The sequence below is a fragment of the Acetivibrio clariflavus DSM 19732 genome, assembly GCF_000237085.1.
Classification (GTDB): domain Bacteria; phylum Bacillota; class Clostridia; order Acetivibrionales; family Acetivibrionaceae; genus Acetivibrio; species Acetivibrio clariflavus.
Genome location: NC_016627.1, coordinates 291035 through 312820, shown reverse-complemented (window position 1 = coordinate 312820; position 21786 = coordinate 291035). Strand labels below are relative to the sequence as shown.

20 protein-coding genes are annotated in these 21786 nt (G+C 35.4%); all 20 read right to left on the bottom strand.

From position 1 onward, the window contains the following. The 20 genes from CLOCL_RS01450 to CLOCL_RS01360 all read right to left on the bottom strand — a co-directional run bounded on the left by CLOCL_RS01450 (position 1) and on the right by CLOCL_RS01360 (position 21709). Positions 1-537, bottom strand: a complete 537-nt coding sequence (locus CLOCL_RS01450) for a F0F1 ATP synthase subunit delta (protein ID WP_014253671.1) — start codon at positions 535-537, stop codon at positions 1-3. Positions 538-624: 87 nt separating this feature from the next. Next, complete coding sequence (atpF, locus tag CLOCL_RS01445; RefSeq protein ID WP_014253670.1) at positions 625-1113, bottom strand: F0F1 ATP synthase subunit B; 489 nt, start codon at positions 1111-1113, stop codon at positions 625-627. 110 nt (positions 1114-1223) lie between these two features. Then, positions 1224-1442, bottom strand: a complete 219-nt coding sequence (gene atpE / locus CLOCL_RS01440) for an ATP synthase F0 subunit C (RefSeq protein ID WP_014253669.1) — start codon at positions 1440-1442, stop codon at positions 1224-1226. A gap of 13 nt (positions 1443-1455) precedes the next feature. Further along, positions 1456-2211 carry a F0F1 ATP synthase subunit A gene (locus CLOCL_RS01435; RefSeq protein ID WP_014253668.1) on the bottom strand — a complete coding sequence of 252 codons (756 nt, stop codon included), beginning with the start codon at positions 2209-2211 and terminating at the stop codon, positions 1456-1458. Positions 2212-2223: 12 nt separating this feature from the next. Then, positions 2224-2613, bottom strand: a complete 390-nt coding sequence (locus tag CLOCL_RS01430) for an ATP synthase subunit I (RefSeq protein WP_014253667.1) — start codon at positions 2611-2613, stop codon at positions 2224-2226. A 139-nt stretch (positions 2614-2752) separates the two neighbouring features. Then, positions 2753-2890 (bottom strand): hypothetical protein, encoded by a 138-nt coding sequence (locus CLOCL_RS22350; RefSeq protein ID WP_169313370.1) that lies wholly within the window; start codon positions 2888-2890, stop codon positions 2753-2755. 282 nt (positions 2891-3172) lie between these two features. Next, on the bottom strand, positions 3173-4327 hold the full coding sequence (gene wecB / locus CLOCL_RS01425) for a non-hydrolyzing UDP-N-acetylglucosamine 2-epimerase (RefSeq protein ID WP_014253666.1): 1155 nt from the start codon (positions 4325-4327) through the stop codon (positions 3173-3175). A 62-nt stretch (positions 4328-4389) separates the two neighbouring features. Continuing rightward, complete coding sequence (locus CLOCL_RS01420) at positions 4390-5514, bottom strand: MraY family glycosyltransferase (protein WP_014253665.1); 1125 nt, start codon at positions 5512-5514, stop codon at positions 4390-4392. Positions 5515-5682: 168 nt separating this feature from the next. Beyond that, positions 5683-6129 carry a deoxycytidylate deaminase gene (locus CLOCL_RS01415; protein WP_014253664.1) on the bottom strand — a complete coding sequence of 149 codons (447 nt, stop codon included), beginning with the start codon at positions 6127-6129 and terminating at the stop codon, positions 5683-5685. An 85-nt stretch (positions 6130-6214) separates the two neighbouring features. Next, a complete protein-coding gene (upp, locus tag CLOCL_RS01410) occupies positions 6215-6844 on the bottom strand; it encodes a uracil phosphoribosyltransferase (protein ID WP_014253663.1) in 630 nt (209 codons plus the stop codon). A gap of 15 nt (positions 6845-6859) precedes the next feature. Beyond that, the gene (gene rpiB / locus CLOCL_RS01405) at positions 6860-7309 is read right to left on the bottom strand and encodes a ribose 5-phosphate isomerase B (RefSeq protein ID WP_014253662.1); all 450 of its coding nucleotides are present in this window, start codon (positions 7307-7309) and stop codon (positions 6860-6862) included. Positions 7310-7412: 103 nt separating this feature from the next. Further along, the gene (locus CLOCL_RS01400; RefSeq protein ID WP_014253661.1) at positions 7413-7901 is read right to left on the bottom strand and encodes a low molecular weight protein arginine phosphatase; all 489 of its coding nucleotides are present in this window, start codon (positions 7899-7901) and stop codon (positions 7413-7415) included. 43 nt (positions 7902-7944) lie between these two features. Continuing rightward, complete coding sequence (locus tag CLOCL_RS01395; RefSeq protein ID WP_014253660.1) at positions 7945-9000, bottom strand: L-threonylcarbamoyladenylate synthase; 1056 nt, start codon at positions 8998-9000, stop codon at positions 7945-7947. Positions 9001-9086: 86 nt separating this feature from the next. Next, positions 9087-9827: a ZIP family metal transporter gene (locus CLOCL_RS01390; protein WP_014253659.1), complete on the bottom strand. Its 741-nt coding sequence runs from the start codon at positions 9825-9827 to the stop codon at positions 9087-9089. Positions 9828-10029: 202 nt separating this feature from the next. After that, on the bottom strand, positions 10030-11112 hold the full coding sequence (gene prfA, locus CLOCL_RS01385; RefSeq protein WP_014253658.1) for a peptide chain release factor 1: 1083 nt from the start codon (positions 11110-11112) through the stop codon (positions 10030-10032). A 196-nt stretch (positions 11113-11308) separates the two neighbouring features. Next, on the bottom strand, positions 11309-12517 hold the full coding sequence (locus CLOCL_RS01380) for a DUF4097 family beta strand repeat-containing protein (protein WP_014253657.1): 1209 nt from the start codon (positions 12515-12517) through the stop codon (positions 11309-11311). Positions 12518-12572: 55 nt separating this feature from the next. After that, positions 12573-12941 (bottom strand): DUF2089 domain-containing protein, encoded by a 369-nt coding sequence (locus tag CLOCL_RS01375; RefSeq protein ID WP_014253656.1) that lies wholly within the window; start codon positions 12939-12941, stop codon positions 12573-12575. A 285-nt stretch (positions 12942-13226) separates the two neighbouring features. Then, on the bottom strand, positions 13227-17606 hold the full coding sequence (locus tag CLOCL_RS01370) for an endo-1,4-beta-xylanase (RefSeq protein WP_014253655.1): 4380 nt from the start codon (positions 17604-17606) through the stop codon (positions 13227-13229). 723 nt (positions 17607-18329) lie between these two features. After that, positions 18330-18905 (bottom strand): SF0329 family protein, encoded by a 576-nt coding sequence (locus CLOCL_RS01365; protein ID WP_014253654.1) that lies wholly within the window; start codon positions 18903-18905, stop codon positions 18330-18332. Positions 18906-20014: 1109 nt separating this feature from the next. Then, positions 20015-21709 carry an RNA-binding domain-containing protein gene (locus CLOCL_RS01360; RefSeq protein WP_003514257.1) on the bottom strand — a complete coding sequence of 565 codons (1695 nt, stop codon included), beginning with the start codon at positions 21707-21709 and terminating at the stop codon, positions 20015-20017. Positions 21710-21786: the final 77 nt, after the last annotated feature.

Below are 21786 nucleotides of genomic sequence, written 5' to 3'. Positions count from 1 at the left end.
TCACCTTTCCGTTAGCAACTTCTTGAGGCTATCCAATCTCGACTTTACGGAATAATCCTCTACTCTGTCCCCTACTTGCACTTTAATTCCTCCAATTAAGGATCGGTCTATGTTCACAACAGCAGTTACCCTGTCTTTTCTATAGATTTCAGCATATTTTTTCTTTATCTTCTCAATCTGCAGGTGATCCAACGGAACTGCAGAAATTATTTTCAAATTCAACACATTTTTCTTTTCATCAGCCATTCTTTTGTATTCTTGCAAAATTCCTCTGATACAATTGATTCTGTTTTTGTCTACCAATAAATATAAAAACTTTAAAAAATTTTCATCTACTTGCCCCATAAACAATTCATCCAGCAATTTCTTTTTTGCTGTTGATTGCACATTAGGTTTCTTTAAATATTCTTCCAATTCAGGAGTATTATCAAAAATGCTTATAAAAGTATTAAAATCACTTAATACTTTATCAGTACTGTGATTTTCTTCGGTTATTTCAATCAATGCCTCAGCATATCTGGCTTCAACCAATGGCATTTTATTACTTCCTTTCTTCACTGCCATAAAAGAGCTTTTCAATTTTTCCCACGTATAAAGCCCATAAGGTAGTCGCTATTTAACACACTATGCAATATTTTTTCTATCCAATATTTCATCCACAAACCTACGGTTTGCTTCAGTATCCATATTTGCCTCTATAACTTTAGAAGCAGCCTCTAAAGCAAGACTCACAATTTCATTTCTCATATTTTTCATCATCTCAATTCTTTCCATTTCCATTTCTTCTCTTGCTTTAGCTATTAATATTTCGGCTTCAGCTTTAGCCTGCTTAATTATTTCATCGTATTTTTCTTGTGCTTCCCTTTCTGCTTCCTTCTTTATCTTTTCAGCTTCCATTTGAATCGAGGCAATAATTTTCTCATAATTTTCCTTAAGCTCCAAAGCTTTTTGATTGTTTGCCTTCGACTCCTCCAACTGCTGCCTGATGGAATTAGCCCTATTTTCCATAAACTCGGTAACAGGCTTAAATAGAACCTTTCTAAGTATCAAGTACAATACTGCAAGATTTATCATTGTCCATACAAAATCAGGAATATTAAACAGTATACCCATATTAAACTCCTTTCACAAGGATGTGCAAACAATAACATTATCTTTTAAGAAGAGGGATACGTTCTAATTGTAACCCCCCTTAAAATCTTAATAGGATAATATTTTGCCGCTTATTTCAACAATACCATTAATAATGCAATAACAAAGCCATAAATAGCTGTTGCTTCTGCCAAAGCTGCACCTAAAAGCATAACAGTTTGGATCTTAGATGCTGCCTCCGGCTGTCTTGCAACTGCTTCTACTGCTTTTGCTGTAGCAAAGCTGATACCTATTCCTGCAGTTACACATGCCAATAATGCCAAACTTATTGCAAATGCCTGAACACCCATACTTTTCACCTCCTTATTCAATGCCCTCAGCAATATAGAGTGATGTGAGGAACACAAAAACGTATGCCTGCAAAACTCCGTCAAAAATATCAAAATAGATACTTAACGCTCCCGGAAGAAATGCCGGCATGGAACTATAAATCAGCTCCATAATAATAACTGCTCCCAATACATTCCCATACTGCCGAAAACATAACGATAAAGGTCTTATGAAATAATCAAGTATTTTAAAGGGCAATAATATCGGAACAGGCTTCAAAAAACTCTTAAGCCATCCCTTTACTTTATTTACCCTTATTCCCGAAATAATAACAGCTATCATGGACATAACTGCAAAACCCATAGCAACACTGGCATTCTTTGTTGGCGGCAAAAGATTAAAATCGGGAATTTTTTTAAGTGCCCCAATATGAGTCAATTTATACAGTTGTTCACCGCTTGGAATTATGTTAAAAATTGATATGGTATTCGAAAAAACAAGAAAAAGCAGAACTGTTCCAATATAAGGCGCAAAGAGCTTCCAATGATGTCCGATCGAACTTTCGGTCAATTTATTTATAAACTCAACAATAGTTTCTACCACATTTTGCTTTCCCTCGGGAATTGTTTCAAGCTTTCGTGTAAAAATAATGGATAGTATTATTAAAACCCCCATGATTATCCACATGGTTATTACAGCATCTGAGATGGGTATGGTATATCCAAACAGATGTATATCGATTCTATTACTCGTCATTACCTCTTTGATTCTTTCTCCAAGCTCTTCCACAATTACACCTTCTCATTGAAAGTTATTATGGGATATGCCCAAGGCCTCTGTTATTCCATTAATAGTTATTATTACAGGTATAAGCAATACACCTGATACAAATCCCCAAAAAAACTGCAAATCTATTTTTATTGCAGCTGCCATCAATAAAGCAGTTATTACCTGCAACGACATGAACTTTGCAAAAACTTCCGAATATAATCTCTTCCGCTCTCTTTTTAAAATTTTTGATATAAATCTTGATATTTCTATATACTTCATCACTGAAACCAGTGTCCCGCATGTTAATCCAATAACTATGTCCCATCTATTATTAAATAATATAATGCTAATGATTATTAATATCATGTAAACTATTATCAGCCTAATTTTCAAAAAACCTTGCAAAATCTTACCTTTCAATCATTATTCATCCCTATATTATATTTACCTCTACCATTATAATTTAAAATGGAATATTTAAGAATATTATCGGAATAACCCGTTCAAATAATTTATATTCATTTTCAGTTTTTCCAAAATACCTAACAAAAAAACCGACTCAGCTATAAACAGTACCATTCGCCATGCCAAAACTCTCCAGCATCCAAAATGTACTCTTGTTATCCTCAGCATTGAGTAACAACCCCAGATGCTCTTCCATCGGATATAGCTTTTTCGGCATCAATGTTAAATTCATATATTCAGCTTTAGTCTGTACTCCCCACTAAGAGCTTTAATTCAACAAATATATACGTTTCCCCAGCAAATAATAAAACAAACTGTATTTTTTTAGGAAACCTTAATAATGAAATTATATTATCACAGCTAATATTTTATTTCAATAAAAAAAGTACTAAAAAATCGATTCATTATGATTGATATTTCGTCATTTTTTACATTTACTTTAATATATTATAAAGTTCAAAACATTAGCACTACTATTGACAAAACATATAAAAAATATAAATACACTTAAAGCTCATCCTATCAGAAACTCCAAAGGTTTCTCTTTAGTGAATCCATATTCATACAATAGCGCTTTTACAATCCTTTCAGAGGCAAAGCCATCCCCATAAGGATTAACAGCTTTAGCCATCTTCTGATAGGCATCTTCATCGGTAATAAGCTCTTCAGCAAGGCTGACAATTCTGTCCTTTTGTGTACCAGCAAGCTTAACTGTACCCGCTTCTACAGCCTCAGGCCTTTCAGTTTCGTTTCTGAGAACCAGCACAGGTTTCCCCAAAGAAGGTGCCTCCTCCTGAAGTCCTCCGGAATCCGTCATTATCAGGTAAGATCTGTCCATAAGATTGTGCATATCCTGAACATCTATGGGATCAATCAGGTGGATTCTTGTATGTCCGCCCATAATTTTCCTTGCCACCGACTGAACAGCAGGATTTAAATGCACCGGATATACTATCTCTACATCTTCATGTATGTCCACAATGTACTTTAGCGCCTGGCAAATGTTCTCCAAAGGAGTACCTAAATTTTCCCTTCTGTGTGCAGTAACAGTTATAACTTTCTTGCTGCCAAAATCAATATTATTAAGTTCGGCATTCTGAAAAATATACTCTTTTTTTACAGTAGTCCTGATTGCGTCAATTACAGTATTACCGGTTATGTATATTTTATTTTCGTTTATGTTTTCCTTAATCAAGTTATTTTTATTGGTTTTGGTTGGAGCAAAATGAATATCAGCCAAAACACCTGTAAGTTTTCTATTAATTTCTTCCGGATAGGGGAAATACTTATCATTCGTCCTAAGCCCTGCCTCAACATGTCCGACACTGATCTTGTTGTAAAAAGCAGCCAGACTTCCCACAAAAGTAGTGGTAGTATCCCCATGTACAAGAACTATATCCGGCTTGACTTCAGCAAAAACTTTGCTCAGCCCTTCCAATCCTCTTGTTGTTATATCTACAAGGGTCTGCCTGTCTTTCATTATATCCAAATCAAAATCCGCTTTTATACTGAATATATCCATAACCTGGTCCAGCATCTGCCGATGCTGAGCAGTAACACAAACCGTTGTTTCAATTTCCTCATATTTTTTTAATTCTTTAACCAATGGTGCCATTTTTATAGCTTCCGGTCTTGTACCGAAAACAACTGTCACTTTTAACTTTTCCAAAATAATCCTCCCAATATCCGTACATTTTTTAAATCATTGTTTTATAACAAACTTCTATTCATCTATTCTTTAGCTTTTTGCACCGATAAATTAGGTACACTTTCCTCCTCAGTCTTTTCTATTAAGTCCGGAGAATCGTCAATTTCACTCATATACCTTGAACCGGCAATTAAAAATACTGATACGGCAATTATAAGTATAACAGCACTCAAGGCTCCCTTGTCTGCCAAAACGATAGCTACAAGTCCTAAAGCACCGCTAACGGCATACATTGTCACCACCGATTGCCTTTGACTAAATCCCATGTCAATAAGCCTGTGATGCAAATGTCCTCTATCAGGTGCCATTATCGGCTTTCCTTGAACAAGTCTTCTTAAGATGGCAAAAGTTGTATCAAACAAAGGCAATCCAAGAACTAATATAGGAATGGCTATAGATATAGCTGCATAGGTTTTCATCATTCCCTGAATTGAAATAACTCCTAAGGTAAACCCTAAGAATGTAGATCCGGTGTCTCCCATAAATATCTTTGCTGGATTGAAGTTATAGGGAAGAAATCCCAAAGTAGCACCGGCCAAAACAGCAATAATCATTGCAGTCTGTTCGTCACCTTGTAATATTGATATAAACATCAAAGATAAATATGAAATGGAAGAAACTCCAGCTGCAAGACCATCCAGCCCATCAATAAAATTAATAGCATTTGTAATCCCCACAATCCAAAGAATAGTCAAGGGATATGCAATAAAATCACTAAGTATGGAAATACCTGTTGTTGAAAAAGGGTTTGTGATTATCGATATTTTATCACCGGATATCCAAACAACAGATACAGCAGCTAATATTTGAAACAGCAGCTTTATCTTTGGCCCTAATTGTTTTATATCATCCACTATACCTATTCCTATTATTATAAAAACACCAACAAGCATTCCCAGCAATTGTTTGTCGGGTATAATTCCTACAACACCAATAATTGTACAAAACAGTCCAAACATCAACGCAATAATAAAGCCCGAAAATATAGCCAAACCTCCCAATCGAGCTATGGGCTTTTTATGCATTCTTCTTTCATCTTTAGGAATGTCAATTGCTCCGATGCAAAACGCTACCTTTTTTGCTATCGGAGTGGTAAAAAAAGAAACTATAAATGCAAGAGCAAAACATATTAAATATTCATAAAACAAAGACAACACCTTCTTTTTTCATTAATCTTTTGTAATAAAGTGTGCCGATATCCGTTACATTAAAATTATGTAAAAAACACATTCAGTCAACCCATGATCCCATCTTTTGATGCAATTAAATTAATAAAAATTAAATCATACTTTCAACAAACATCCTAATTAATAATACTATTCTCCATCAAATTTTACAACTCTTATCCCTGTTTCTTTCAATAAGTCCATGGCTAAATTATCCGGATAATCTCCCTTAAATACAATTTTCTTAATCCCTGCATTAATTGCCATCTTTGCACACAAAACACAGGGTTGAGTTGTAACATAAAGAGTTCCGTCCTTTACGCTAGTACCCGAATAAGCTGCCTGGACAATTGCATTTTGCTCTGCATGTATAGCTCTGCACAGTTCATGCCTTTCTCCGGAAGGTATATTAAGTTTTTCCCTTAAGCAACCAACTTCGTCACAATGCTTGCATCCCATGGGAGCACCGTTATATCCTGTTGCAAGTATACGCTTATCCTTAACAATCAATGCTCCGACCTGACGTCTTTTACAAGTTGACCTCTTTTTTATGAGCTCAACTATTTCCATAAAGTACTGGTCCCAAGATGGTCTCACAAACTTCCCCCCTCCATGGCAATAATTCGCTAAAATATACTTCGTCCTTTTTTCATAAAAGCTTTAGGTAGTTTCTCCAACAATATTACTTAGTTCCAAACAACCTGTCCCCCGCATCACCTAAGCCCGGTATTATATATCCATGGTCGTTTAACTTCTCATCAACGGCTGCACAGTATATAGCAACATCGGGATGATCCTTGTTTATCCTGTCAATTCCATCTTTGGATGCAATCAGGCACATCAGCTTGATACTGCTTACTCCTTTATCCTTTATGTATTGTATTGCAGCTGATGCTGAACCGCCTGTAGCCAGCATTGGGTCTACTACAACAATCTCTCTTTCGGAAACATCTTCGGGTAGTTTACAGTAGTATTCCACAGGACCTAATGTTTCAGGATCTCTGTATAACCCAATATGACCGACTTTCGCCATAGGAAGCAGTTTAAGCAAGCCATCTACCATGCCCAAACCAGCCCTAAGTATAGGTACTATGCCAAGTTTTTTACCGGAGATAATATTGGTTTTTGCCACCCCAACAGGGGTTTCTATCTCAACTTCTTTTAAAGGCATATTTCTTGTAACTTCATATCCCATCAGCATGGATATCTCCATCACTAATTCCCTAAATTCCTTCGTTTGGGTATTCTTATCCCTTAAAAGTGAAATTTTATGCTGTATCAAAGGATGATCAAGTACAAAAACGTTTTTCATCTCATTATTCTCCTTTTATCTTCCATATTTTTTTTCGATGTCTTCTATTTTGTCCAATCTTCTTTGGTGTCGATCTCCTAAATAATCAGTTTTAAGCCATGTATCTACGATGTCTATCGCAAGGTCTAAGCCAACTATCCTGGCTCCTATTGCAAGTACATTTGCATTGTTATGTTCCCGGCTCATTCTTGCCATAAAACTGTTGGTACACAATGCTGCCCTAATACCCGGCACTTTGTTAGCCGCTATGGATATTCCTATCCCTGTTCCACATATCACTATACCTTTTCCACAATCGCCATTTTTAACGGCTTCTGCGACTTTTATGCCATAATCGGGATAATCCACCGATTTAGTATCGCATGTCCCAAAATCAACAACTTCATAGTTGTTTTGTTGAAGAAACTTCACAATTTCTTCTTTTAATTCGTATCCTGCATGATCACTACCTATTGCTATTTTCATATTGACCTCCAAATCTTAACTTCCAAATTAATTTATATTTTATATTACTGATAACTTAATGTCAAAAATAATAGTTTAAACAGAAGCATCAATGAATTTACAGCTATATATACTTATGTTTAAGTTTTTCAATTACTTTGTCCACAGCGTCCCTAATCTCAACTGCACATTCTCTGTATATATCTTCATCCTTTCCATAGGGATCACTTATATCCGCGGACTTAATTCTTATTTCTTCAATATCTTCATAGGCAAATTCCTTTAATGTGAAAATCTTATCCTTTGCCCCCGGGAAAAATTTATGCAGTACTCTCTTATGTTCCCTTGTCATAGTAAGTATCAGAAACGCACTGTTCACTTCTTCCGGAGTAATTCTTTTTGCTTTGTGACAGCTGATATCAATATTCCAACTCTTCATTACATTTAAAGCATTCTCACTGGCACAATCCCCGTCAAAAGCAGCAATTCCCGCCGAAGATGCAACAAACTGCCTCATGGACTCTTCCTCTTTTAAAATGGCATCATTAAAAATTCCTTCAGCCATAATGCTCCTACACGTATTTCCAGTACAGACAAATAGTATTTTTTTCATTTTTCGTCTCCTTTTAATTCAATATAAAAGAATTTAAAAATATCTATACTTTAATAATATTATATCCTGCTGCTTTATTCATTCTATTCATTATCGCAAGACCAATACCTGAACTGTCAACAGCTTCTGCAAAAATAGTCTGTACATCCGTCTTGTCATAATCCCTGAACGCATTAAACAAATTAGCTGCAATAGTTTCAGGGTTTAATCTGCTGCCCAAAGATACAGTTAAATTTTCAGGATAAAAATGTTTCGTCTCATCGGTAGCCAGTATTCCGACTTTTATATCCCTGCTCTCACACTCTTTTACCAATTCGTTGATTTTTTCCGCAACCTTTTGAATCTCACCTTCAACTATAACAACTTTTGCCTTTGGTGCATAATGCTTATATTTCATACCCGGTGACTTCGGTACAACTTTACCGTCCAAGTTCTTTTGCGCAATACCGGGATCAATCCGTACATTCCCTATAACATCTTCCAACTGTTCAAGGGTTATGCCTCCGGGCCGCAGCAACATTGGAGGGTCTACAACCATATCCACAACAGTTGATTCCACACCAATGTTGGAGAATCCTCCATCAATTATAACATCTACTTTACCGTATAAATCATTGATTACATGTTTTGAATCGGTAGGACTAGGTTTTCCGGATATATTGGCACTAGGTGCAGCTATAGGCAGTTTAGCTTCTCTTATCAAAGCAAGAGCAATGGGATGAGACGGAACTCTAATTGCAACAGTATCAAGACCTGCAGTTATAATATCCGGTACAATAGACTGCTTGTCCATAACTAATGTTAAAGGACCCGGCCAGAAAGCATCCATAAGCTTTTCTGCCTTCTCGGGTATTCGCAAAACAAGATTTCCAACAGACTTTTTATCTGCCACATGCACTATAAGAGGATTGTCCGATGGTCTCCCCTTTGCCTTAAATATTTTTTCTACAGCAGTTTTGTTTAATGCATTGGCTCCAAGCCCATAAACAGTTTCTGTGGGAAAAGCCACCAGACCTCCTTCTTCTATTACCTGAGCTGCATATTTTATCTTTTGGCTATCGATATTATGTAGGTCTATTTTTAGAATTTCCGTTTTCAAACCGTTCTCTCCTTACACATCACAGCAAAAGCCGCAATCAAAGTAATAAGTTCCAATACATTAAAAGGAACTTTAATTCTTAATAATTAACTTATCGTCGTTACTATTATACCACAAACAATGCCAAAAACATTACTTAAGGAAGGAAGTCTTCCCAAATAAAGTTTTTTTGACTCAACCATTAACTCTCCATAAACCACGTAAAGCATGGCTCCGGCTGCAAAGCTGAGACAGGCTCCGATAAATTTTTCAGAGATACCTCCAACTATTGCTCCCAATAAGGCCCCAAATCCCATCGGTACCCCAGACAGTGCCGTCAACGCAAAAGCTTTCTTGCTGGTAAATCCTCCAGCCTTCATAGGAACTGCCATCGCTATTCCTTCAGGAATGTCGTGAATTATAATTACTGCAGTAATAACCATACCTAAACTTACTGATGCTTCAAATCCGGATCCCACTGCAAATCCTTCCGGGAAATTATGAAGTGCAATTCCTATTGCCATCACCATACCCGCTCTTAAGAGACCTGAGTTCTGTTTTTTCGTCTTGACAAACTCGGCTCTTCCCATGATCTCTTCCACCAACAAAATAGCAGTCACCCCAAGGAATACTCCAAAAAAGGTAAACTTTATTCCTCCGTATTTGAACGCTTCCGGTATGAGTTTAAAGCACACAACCGAGGTCATCAACCCTGCTGAAAACTCTAAAATAGTACTTATAAAACGTCTGTTTACTCTCTTAACAAAAAAAGCCATTAACCCGCCGATACTTGTTCCCGCCATACCGGAGATAAGGCCAATAAGTGTAACTTTTATCAAGTCCCCCACAATTTACCCCCTATTTTCAGTCTCTAATAAGTAAAAATATTCTCAAATTAATAGTTTAGCTTTTTTAAATACATATATTATTCTATTCAGCAAGGGGGCAAAATATTATAGGGTTGTTCTATAAAAAGTTCATAAGTTTTCCCAAAGGTCTTTTTTACCTTTCAAGAAAACTAACTTTATTCATCATTCTAAAATATCCTTTTTAAATCTCATCGTCATTTCCGCCACTTGCAAGGCGCTCTGCCTGACTGGTAGTAATCAGTGCGTCGATAATTTCATCCAAGTCCCCTTCCAATATACTGTCAATTTTATATAAAGTGAGACCTATTCTATGATCGGTAACTCTTCCTTGCGGGTAATTATATGTTCTGATCCTTTCGCTCCTGTCACCGGTACCGACTTGTGTTTTCCTGGCCTGTGCAATTTCACTGTTCTGCTGTTCCTGGGCCATCTCATAAAGCTTGGACCTTAAGATTCTCATAGCCTTATCTTTATTTTTATGCTGAGATCTCTGGTCCTGACAGGTTACAACTATGCCGGTAGGTATATGTGTTATTCTTATAGCCGACTCGGTCTTATTAATATGCTGTCCTCCGGCACCGGATGCTCTAAAAGTATCTATTTTCAAATCATTCGGATTTATTTCAACATCCACTTCCTCTACTTCCGGCAAAACGGCAACCGTCACAGTAGATGTATGAATTCTGCCATTCGCTTCAGTTTCCGGTATCCTCTGTACCCTGTGTACTCCACTCTCAAATTTCAACTTGCTGTAAGCACCATTACCTTCGATGGCAAAAATCACTTCTTTAAAGCCACCTATTTCATTAGGATTTGAGTCTAAAATCTCGGTTTTCCAACCGCATTTCTCAGCATATTTTGTGTACATCCTGAAAAGGTCGCCGGCAAAAAGCGAAGCTTCATCTCCTCCTGCACCTCCACGTATTTCAACAATAACATTCTTCTCGTCATTAGGGTCTTTAGGCAGAAGAAGTATCTTAATTTCCTTCTTTATTCTTTCCAGGCTTTCCTCAGCTTCTTTGAGCTCCAGCTCCACCATATCTCTAAAGTCTTTATCAAGTTTTTCATTGAGAAGTTCCTTAGCTTCAGCTATATCTTTGGTAAGTTTTTTATATTCACCATATTTATTCACCAGTTCCTGAAGTTCAGCATGTTCTTTCATCAATTTTCTGTATTCATCCTGATTTTCAATTACAGTCGGGTCACTAAGCTTATGATTTATTTCTTCATATCTGTTCTCTGCTGCTTGCAACTTATCAAACATCTTACACCTCTAATTTAAATAATATTAAATTTACAATCTATTATTATAGCATGTATTTGTAGCTTATTCTATACATTTATTAAAAGTTTTTCACAAGACTGAAACTTCCCAAAAGTATTCTTTATTTTATAAAATCTAAAAATGGTACAATAAAAAGAGCAGCTGTTTCAACTGCTCCAATAAGAACTTTAAGTATTTATTTTACAATTTCGATATCACCATTTTGAGTATCTGCCACTATATTTACTTTATGCTCATATCCTTCATAACCGCTGCTTTCAGCCTCAACAAAACTGCTTGCCAATTGCTTGCTTATGTTTTTGTAGGTTATTTCTGGAATTAACAAATTAATATCAGCATTAGTAGTTTGTGCCTTAATTTTATATCCTCTCTTTTCCATATCGTTCATATTAACTTTTATACCGGCATGACTGGTTTTAAGGTTCATATTGATATCAGAGCATCCTTTATAATTATGGACATTCTCAATAAAAATTCTGCCGTTCTTACTTACAGCATTTATATTTTGAGTTTTTACGTGCTTAATATCTATGAGGGAATTGACTGTATTTATATCAATATTTTTACCTATAATATAACCTAATTGAATTTTTGCATTTCTGGTAGTAACATTGATTTTATCACTGTTGACACCCATAAGTTCAATATTACTATTACTTGTTTGGGCTTCAAACGTTTCTGCAATTGAATCTTCTACATAGATCTTCCCGTTTTTGGTCTTAAGATTTATTGTATTAAACTTAACAGTGGGCAGAAAAATCTCATAGGATACACTAATATTTTCGTCTTTAGTAGTCTTTACCGAAACATTGCCCTCTCCTTCATTAAAAACCAAGAGATCGTCAGCATTGTTATGCGGGCTTCTTATAGTTGATTTTATAATCACCTTATCATCGGAATGCTTTTTTACAAGTATATTTCCGTTTACACCCTGGACTTCAAGATTCATTCCCTCTGTTATATTTGCCACATCAAATGTTTTTTCTACAGCCTGATATTTTCCGAAAATATTAAAGGAATTGGTATCGACAAAGCTACTTACAAAATCAACTATTTTATCGGCAATACCTAAAGTTGTTGTAGCCAGAGTTCTTCCCACCTTCTCAGCCTTTGCACTGAACTCTTCTATCATACGGTCAAAATCCGTTTGATTGTAACTATTTTTAAAGTCTCTTTTCCAATCATTTAGTTTTTCTTTTACCTTCGAAACTTCATCACTAAAATTAATCTTTTTTTGCTGTTTTGCTGAGCTATAACTTGTGCCGCTGCTTTGAGCAGATTTACTCGTACCTTCTACAGCTTCAATAAGCCTTGCCGCTTCTTCACTGTTTATCTTCCCTTGTTCAAGCATTTTCAAAATAAGAATTTTTTCTTCACTTGCCATATTCAAATCAACCTCCTGTTTTTAAGACTAGATAACTGTTATATCTGCCTGCAATTTAACCTTTCAACAATTCCATAGCCTCATCAAAGCTTATTTCCCCTGCATTTAATCTCTCAAGAATTTCCTTCTTTCTGCCATCATCCTCAATTATTGGCTGAGGTTTGTGGCCTAATGCTGCCGCTACATCTTCAAGTCTGTTTTTTACTGTGGGATAAGACACTCCCAGTTCCTTTTCCATTTCTTTTATATTTCCTCTGCATTTTATAAATGTATCTATAAATTGCTTCTGTTCAGCAGTTAGTCTGCAAAATTTACACAGTGTAAATTCTCCCTCTATGGTTGTATTGCAATTTTCACAGCTTATTTTCGTTACGATGGTCTCACTATTGCAAACAGGGCATTTTCCCAAAACTTCCTTACCCATAAAACCACTCCTTAATTTTGTAATAAAGCACATTAATATTTTTAACTATAATTTAAATATTATTTATTATATTTCTATATTATTTATATTAATATAAACCTTCTCTTTTGTCAATGTGATAATTAATTTTTTTAATACAGTTATTAATTTTATTAATAATAACTTAAATTTTTTAAATGTAAATATATTTATAATATAATAAGCAAAATCAGTACATTGGCGAAACTGCTCAAACAACAAAAACTCCGCTGCTTTTCAACAGCGGAGTTTATAAATTAAACGTTTTTACAGTTCATCAAGCAATTTATTCAGAATTACTGCAGCCTGCGCTCTGTTTGCAGTATCCTTTGGCGCAAATAAGTTACCGGGCATACCATTGATGATTCCAGCTCTTTGCATTGCTGCCACAGCTTCTTTTGCGTATTCCGATATAAGCGTATCATCTTTAAATATAACAGCTTTTGTAGTAGTATTTATATTAATCCCTGATACTTTTAATGCACTGTATGTAATAACTACCATATCTTGACGGGTGATTTTCTCATTCACCCCAAAGGTTCCATCAGGTTTGCCTTTAACGATACCTAATTCATAGGCAGTTAAAACTGCTTTTTCATACCATTCGCCTTCAACAACGTCCGAGAATGGATTTATTACAGCTTCCGATTTCAAATCAAAGGTCTCAACTATCATTTGCACAAACTCTGCTCTTGTTACTTCCTTCATCGGCAGGAAGGAATCAGCCGATACCCCTTTAACAATTTCACGGGCTGCTAAAGCTTCTATACTGTCTGTTGCCCATGTTGTCTCATATATGTCCTTGAGGTTTACCTCAACCGGTACAGCCACATATTTACTGAAATGTTTTGTTTTAAAGTGAATTGCACCATTGCTGTAACGACCATTCTTTATTACTTCAAACTCGCCGTTCTCGTTAATATAGTAAACTACAACCCTTGACGGTCTTACTCCTGCTTCTAGAGTATATGGGTAAGATACTTTTACTTTTTGTGTTTCATCAAATGTACTAAGTTTTTGTCCGCCTACACTCAGGCTAAATTCAAATACTGTATTTTGCCCTACCCTTGTCCTTACCTTTTCTGGGAGCCGAGAATTGTCAACTTTATTTACTTGCAATTCAACCTCTTCTCCCTCTTTAGAACCGCTAAACAGGGATACCGGCAACTCTATATTAGCCAAACCGGTATTTACTTCTATTACCTTGGCATTAGCACCTGATGCCGCACTAATGAGATCATAAGCAACTTTCACTATTACATTATTAGCCTGTTCTGCACCCTTAACTTCTATTTTTATTTTTTCATCTTTAACGTTTTCCACCAATTTTTCATCCACAACAGCAGTATAATTTCCATTTTCGTCCACAGTTGCTTCTACTGTTATTATACCAGTGTTATTTGTTGTTTCGTTGCCACTTCCGGTTTCAGTAGTTTCCGGCACATTGCTGCTTCCACCGCCGCTTCCCTTTGAACCACCTGTGCCTGAACCAGTTGCTTTATCCAAAGTCAACTCACCGAAAACAGATGTATCCATGTAGGCAGTACCCGTTGTATCGTTCCAGGCAGCAGCACTTACACGTTTACCATTTTCCGCATCGTTGATTTGAAGATCAAAACCGATTTTAGTGCCTTTAGCCGGAGTTATTGTTTTTAACGGAATCTTCACTTCTACTATATAGTTTGTTCCTGTTACACTTGTCGCTGATTCAAATCCTTCCTTTATGCTATCGGGATTAAAGGTAGCTACATTGTTAAAGTTTACTCTGTACTGTCCATCTCCCTCTTCTTCGTAATAAGGTGTTTTAGCATTATTTTGGTCAACAAATATCTCAACAGAGTCTTGTTCCCAAGCATTTGCATTTTTATCATCAAGAGCATCATCTTGAACCTGTATCAGTACATAGAGGTTTTCTTCATCCCAAAGTGCTTTAGCCACACCAGTAGCACCCTCAAATTCCTGTTGATATTGATCAATCTTTATATTATATGTGTTATACCATATGGAATCCACTTCACCGTCAATAACAGGAGTTCCGTATAAAGCCTTCGCCTGTTTAACCACCTTTTCAGGAGGCGGATTTTCTTTAATAAATTTATCCGGATCTATGATAGCATAGTAAGCTGGTTTAGCCTGCAAGTATTCATCAAACAACAATGGACTGCCTTCTTTTCTCCAACTGGTAGAGTCGTTTAATCCCCAGAAAGTTACACGGGCTATCTTGTCAGCATACTGTTTATAGAGTTTAAACAGTTGAGCATATAAGTATCCCTGTGCCTTAGCCTGTTCATCAGTCAATACTGAATTGATTCCAGCTGTGATGTCAAGCTCAGTTATACTTATTTCAACTCCTTCCAGAGAGCTGAATTTCTCTAAGGTAAGCCGAACATTTTCCGGGTTTGTGCTGCTGTTATAATGAGACTGCATTCCTATACCGTCAATTAGTATCTTGCCACCATTTTGTTTAGCATATCTTTCATTGATATCTTTAACCATGCTATAGATTGCTGCTGCTTTTTGCTGGTTATCTTCGTTGTAATCGTTATAATACAGTTTTACATTTGTCCATCCGTTATCTTCCAACACTTTTCTTGCAATCTTGAAAGACTCTTCAACATAATCAGGACCAAGAGCCCTTAACCAAGGCGTGTCACGGAGTGCATCCTTCCAATTTTCAGTGGTAGCAGTAAATGTCAAGCCATCTCTGATAGCTTCATTTACTACATCCCAGGAAATAACCTTGTCACCGTAATTCTCTATAACTGTCTTGATATGAGTTTCCAAGTTTTTATACGCTGTCTCACGATCTAACGGTTTACCATCCTCAGCCGTACTTAACCATGTAGGCATTTGGCTGTGCCATACAAGTACGTGACCTACCAATTGCAAACCTTCTTGTTCAATTTTTGATACAAGAACATTTTCCTCTTCAAAGTCAAATTTCTTATCTTTATCATAAGCAAATTCAGGCTTCATTGCATTTTCTGTCGTAACAACATTGAAATGATGTTTAAGAAGTTTAAGTCTATCACCTTCAAAATCTGTAATATTAACTGCACTACCAATTAAGAAGTAATCTTTGTAAGCCTCCTTTATAGGAGTTAAATCAGTTTGTACAGGTTTTGTAGCTACCGGGCCAATATACGAAAGTTCAAAGTCATCCATGTAGAAAGTTACTGTCTCATCTGGTGTATCTGCTGTTTCTATATATGCATTTAATACGCTTGGAGTAACCGCCACTGTGAAAGTACCGGTTAACTGCACCCACTCATTTTCTGTCACCAATACATTCTCAGAAACATTTGTAAATGCGCTGCTTCCGCTCTGTACGCTCATGCGTAGTACAGTCGGCTTTTGACCAGGAGCCATTTTTACCCAGGCAGACAAATAATATTTATGCCCTTTGTGCATTTTACCCATAACATTTAAAATAGGACCATTATACTGGGAAGAAACACTTGCTGCCAGACTTTTTGCTCCACCCGGTGTATGATTGTCGTCATCTGTCAATTCAATGCTTCCACTCTCTTCAAATCTGATCATCCAATTGCCGATACCGTCTTCGAAATCAGATTTAATTCCAGATTGATCAAGGTCGCCTCCTGGAGTTGTACCGGATGAAATACATACTATCAATACTTCGTCAATGTATATATCTGCTGTAGAATTAAGAGTCTCAATGTAAATGACAAATTCAGATGTTTTGTCCGGTACTTCATAGGCTTTGACTTCAAGAGTTGTCCATTTATCAGAACTAATCGTTACATTACCTGTTAACCAAGGATATATATTATCCAGTAATGGCGAATTTACCTTCGATGCTATATGGGCTTCATCGCTGCCTTCTCCTAATCTCACCTTCAAAGATATATCATATATTTTCCCAGGCTCCATATAGCTGGTTATGTCAAGACTTGGAGAATGTTCAGTCGATGTTCTGTCCGTGAATAAAAGGGATTTTTCTCCATGCGAAGCATAATCAGAAGATATAGCTACTGTTCCCGGTCTATCCCATACCGGCTTCCATCCACCTACATCTCCATCTTCAAAGCTTTGATATAATACAGTCACAGGTTCTGCAACAGGTGTAACATCCACTATCAATACTTCGTCAATGTATATATCTGCTGTAGAATTAAGAGTCTCAATGTAAATGACAAATTCAGATGTTTTGTCCGGTACTTCATAGGCTTTGACTTCAAGAGTTGTCCATTTATCAGAACTAATCGTTACATTACCTGTTAACCAAGGATATATATTATCCAGTAATGGCGAATTTACCTTCGATGCTATATGGGCTTCATCGCTGCCTTCTCCTAATCTCACCTTCAAAGATATATCATATATTTTCCCAGGTTCCATATAGCTAGTTATGTCAAGACTTGGAGAATGTTCAGTCGATGTTCTGTCCGTGAATAAAAGGGATTTTTCTCCATGCGAAGCATAATCAGAAGATACAGCTACTGTTCCCGGTCTATCCCATACCGGCTTCCATCCACCTACATCTCCATCTTCAAAGCTCTGGTACAACACAATGTTGTCTTTTTCAGTTTCCGATGCTATCGCTATCTGTCCAAACTGCCCCATCGAAATAGCCAAAATAGCTGCTAGCATGATAGAAATAACTTTTTGAAATTGTCTTCGCATTGCAATTTTACCTCCTAAATTATGTATTTTGCCGACTTTTTTGTGCTTCTGCAGCATAAACTATGATAAAACTTTTTAAAAAAAGCTACTAAATTCAATATTACTTACATTCCATATCATTATGTCAATTACATATTCTGTATTAGAATGAAGTTACCATAATGAATAGAATGTTTAAAGATTTTAATTTAGCATCAGAAATTTTATTAGGCAATTGAATATACATGAAATAAATACCGTAAAACAATGGGAAAAATTTCAAAGTAAAAGCAGTATGTATTTTACATTTTATGCTGAGATATGGAGTAGATTTAAATGACATTTAATTAGATTAATTCATATAAAATAGATAATATATTATAGTATTGGGAAATTCGTGTTGAAATCACGCTTCACCTCCCTATATCATCATTTAAGTAACACTTTAGCGATACTTGTTTCATGCTGCAATCAAAAATTTCACAGAGATATGATGTTGTAGTTTACCATCTGATGATATATAAAATCGGCCAAATCTTGAAATGAAAACTTCAATATTAAATATCGGAAAATCTTATAAAAAAATAAATATATGGGCATATAAAAAGAATATATATTATAATTTTGCTATGTATAACGCAGAAATAATGTTCTAGACTATATTATCACATAAATTTGACATCTTAGTCAACATAAACCTTTCAGTTTGAAAAAAGACATAAAAAGGCAAAATCTTACGCTTAGCTATATTTGCTCTGCTTCGCACCTCAAACTGTAAAAGTATTTTACAAGCTCACTCTCATCTTTTATCGATTCTTTTAGCCTTTTCAGAGTTCTCTTCCCTACTCTTCTATCAATCAATGCCAATGCTTTAACTATAGAATTATCCGATCTCAATGATTCCTCAATGGGAGAACTTAGGAATTTTTCTGCAGCTTCAAGAAAATCATATTGTGAGAAAATGTCTTGCTCCTCTATTTTTTTATGTGCCAGATTATTAATATTTCTATTTATGGCTATTTGAGATAATATATTTTCAGCAAAACCTTCTTTTTTCAGCAACTCATACATTTTGTCCTGCTTAAAATCATCTTGCTCAGAACAAATATTTTCACTGTCTCTTATTTCTTTTTCTGCATTATATATTGCAATTTCTTTTTTTATACTGCACATATTAACAACTTCTTTTCCGTCTACAGTAATATATGCCCGTCCCATTTGGTCATGAGCCTTTCTGTAATTTGTAATCCAAAATTCAACCCTGCCCTTTAAACATGGACAAATAAAATCCTCCAATTGCTTCTTTAACTTACTCCACATCAATTACATCCCCCTTAATTTCCCACTATACGCTTCAATAATGCTCAATTGTATCTTTGATAATATCTCTCTTCCATATGTTACAAATATCACAATAGTATCCCTCTTCTATATCTCCTCAAAAACTAGCCTCACAAGCCATGTTAACACTTCCATTATCAATATTTTCTTCTTTTATTAGCATCATAATAAGTTAACAGGTATATGACAAAACCTTTTACATATATTTCCAATCCATTATATAAAAAAAGTGTTCTCAAGTAAATAAGTTGAGTAAAAACTGCGATTATACCTTAATTTATCACAACCGCAATAAAAAAGCCACGGTATAAATGCAATTTCTATCGCATTTTTCCATGACTTCTGTTCAAAACCATTGGTTATATCGCTTTTTTAAACCTATATACATGTATTTATGTAACCCAAATAAACTTCTTTCCTTTTTCAAATAAACTCCTTTCACAAATCCCCCTCAAACCCTTGAAAATACTGGCTTGTTATTCTCTTCCAATTTCCCATTTAATTCCTTTTTCCTTATTCCTTACTTCCTAAAGTTCTTTCATTTCTCAATTTTTAGGGCAAAAAATGAAAATAAAGTGCTTTTAGAGAAAAGGGTTAAGGGGGGAGGATTAAGGGGGGATTTTGTCCATTTTTCATTTCATTTTCTTTTCCATTCAATCTTCCAATCCATTGATTTTTCTGGCTTTTAGCCTTATTCCTTGTTCCTTATCCCTTAAAACTAATACATAAAAAAACATGGCCTACAGGGCTTTTCTTCTCCCTAATAAACCATGTTTTCTAAAAGTACTTTATTTACTCCTTCTCAAACATTTGAAAAATGAAAGGAGTTTATTTGATGTAGACATAGATATAGGCACGAGAGGTAAAGGAATAAGGATTAGTCAAATTAATTTTTATCATGTGATTTCACTTTAAAAGTTTCACAGTACCCATTTATCTAATTCACCTATCATAAACAAATAATTACTGCTCGATATAACTTTAGTTTCACCTGATTTGAATTGCATCAAAAACAATTTGTCGCAATTAAATGATTCAATTATTTTATAATTGCGACATAATAATGAATCATTTGTTTGCCTTTAGTTTTACTCATCTCTAGATAAACAATAATATGCCCCTCTACCACTACCCTTAATCTGAACACCATCCGCTTCTAACTCACGCATAAGCCTTAGTACTTGTTGCCTATCCATACCCGTCATATGTCTTACTTCTGCATTAGTAAGGTTCCTTTCCTTTAGTATGGATAATATTCTCATTTTAATAGCCTCTTTATCAAGCCTTTTATCCCTATCGTATTCTATTCCTTTTTGCAGCATCGAATAAACTTCCCGAGTCAAAGAATAGTATTTCTTTTTAACAGTACCCCCTGATTTTATAAGTTTTAAACTATTCTCCATATAACTAAGTATTTCCCTAACTTGTTCTATACTTCTCTGACATATATGAGCAGCATTATACGTGTCTATTTCCCTATGTCTAAGAAGATAGTTTAAAATAATCAAGTGGTCAACATCAACTTCAATTCCTTTAGAATTTAAATCTTTTATAAAATTTCTGAACTCTGGAACTATTGTTGATGCAATAAGGGTTAATTCGATGCATTCTCCTATTTCATTATATTGCGGGGGTTCTTTCCCTTCTATTAACAAAGACTTATAAATTCTCGGAACTCCAAGATTACTTCTATTTACGAGTCTCAGTTTATCCATTAAATCTGTAAGATGCAAATTTCTTGCTACAGGTGGGTGATGAAGTATATTACTCGGAGAAATACCTCCAATAAAATTACCTGGGTTTGTAATAATCAATTTATCTTTATAATGTTTCAGCATAACACTTCCTGGAATTCTATAATCCCTATGTATAAATGCATTAAGTAATGCTTCTCTTAATGCTATTTTAGGATATGTAGAAAATTCAGGATGTAAGAAACCAACCTCAACAATGGTTGTCGGATTTTCAGTAGCCATATATCTTTCTAATTCATATAAACCTATTGGTATTGCTGAATTTTCACCATACTTTATACTATAATCTGTGCTACTTATCATTCTTCTAAAATCCCATCTATGATTTGGGATATATTTTGAAAGTGCCTGAGTATTCCCGACAATCAATAGTCCCCCAAAGGTTAGTTTCCCATCTTTTAGCGCTCCTATGGACTTTAACAAATCCTCATCAGACATTTTTATTAATGTATCTGGAGCATGTTCTTCAGCCATTATCATTCTTACTCTTTCCATAGCAACTGGAGAGAAGCAATCTTTCCAGTATTCATCTACTAAATTTGATGTAAAGTCTGAAACTCCAGTTTTAGCAAAAAGTTCTCTTCTCATAGACCCCGTAAGTGGTCTGCAATCTTTACCTACTCTTATTGTAGCACTTCCATTTGTTTCTGTATAAGGCGGCATACCAGGATATATATTCATTACCAATATTCTTCCATGCCCTTCGGGTACTTCAATCCAATCAAATGTCGGAGTAATATGGGGGTCAGTCCTTTCGTATACTGCTTTTTGCATCAAAAATGCATCAACAATAGGAGGAACACCTATTATTGCATTTTTTCTTCCTTTAACTTTATCTCTTATCCCAAATACAACTGTTCCTCCTCCACCATTAGCCATACAAACAGCCATCTTTACTGCTAGATTTATATTATCGTTTAGACTTTTTTCTACCCACTCTTTAAAGTCTAAATCTTGTGCTTCAAAATCATCTGCAATATTTTCTTCTAGCAAATCTAGAATTTTTAAAATCTCATCTTTTGTCCTCAAGTTCTGACCTCCTCTTATGCTTACTTTTGCAATTAAATGCGACATGATGCATTTTAATTGCATCATTATCTATATTA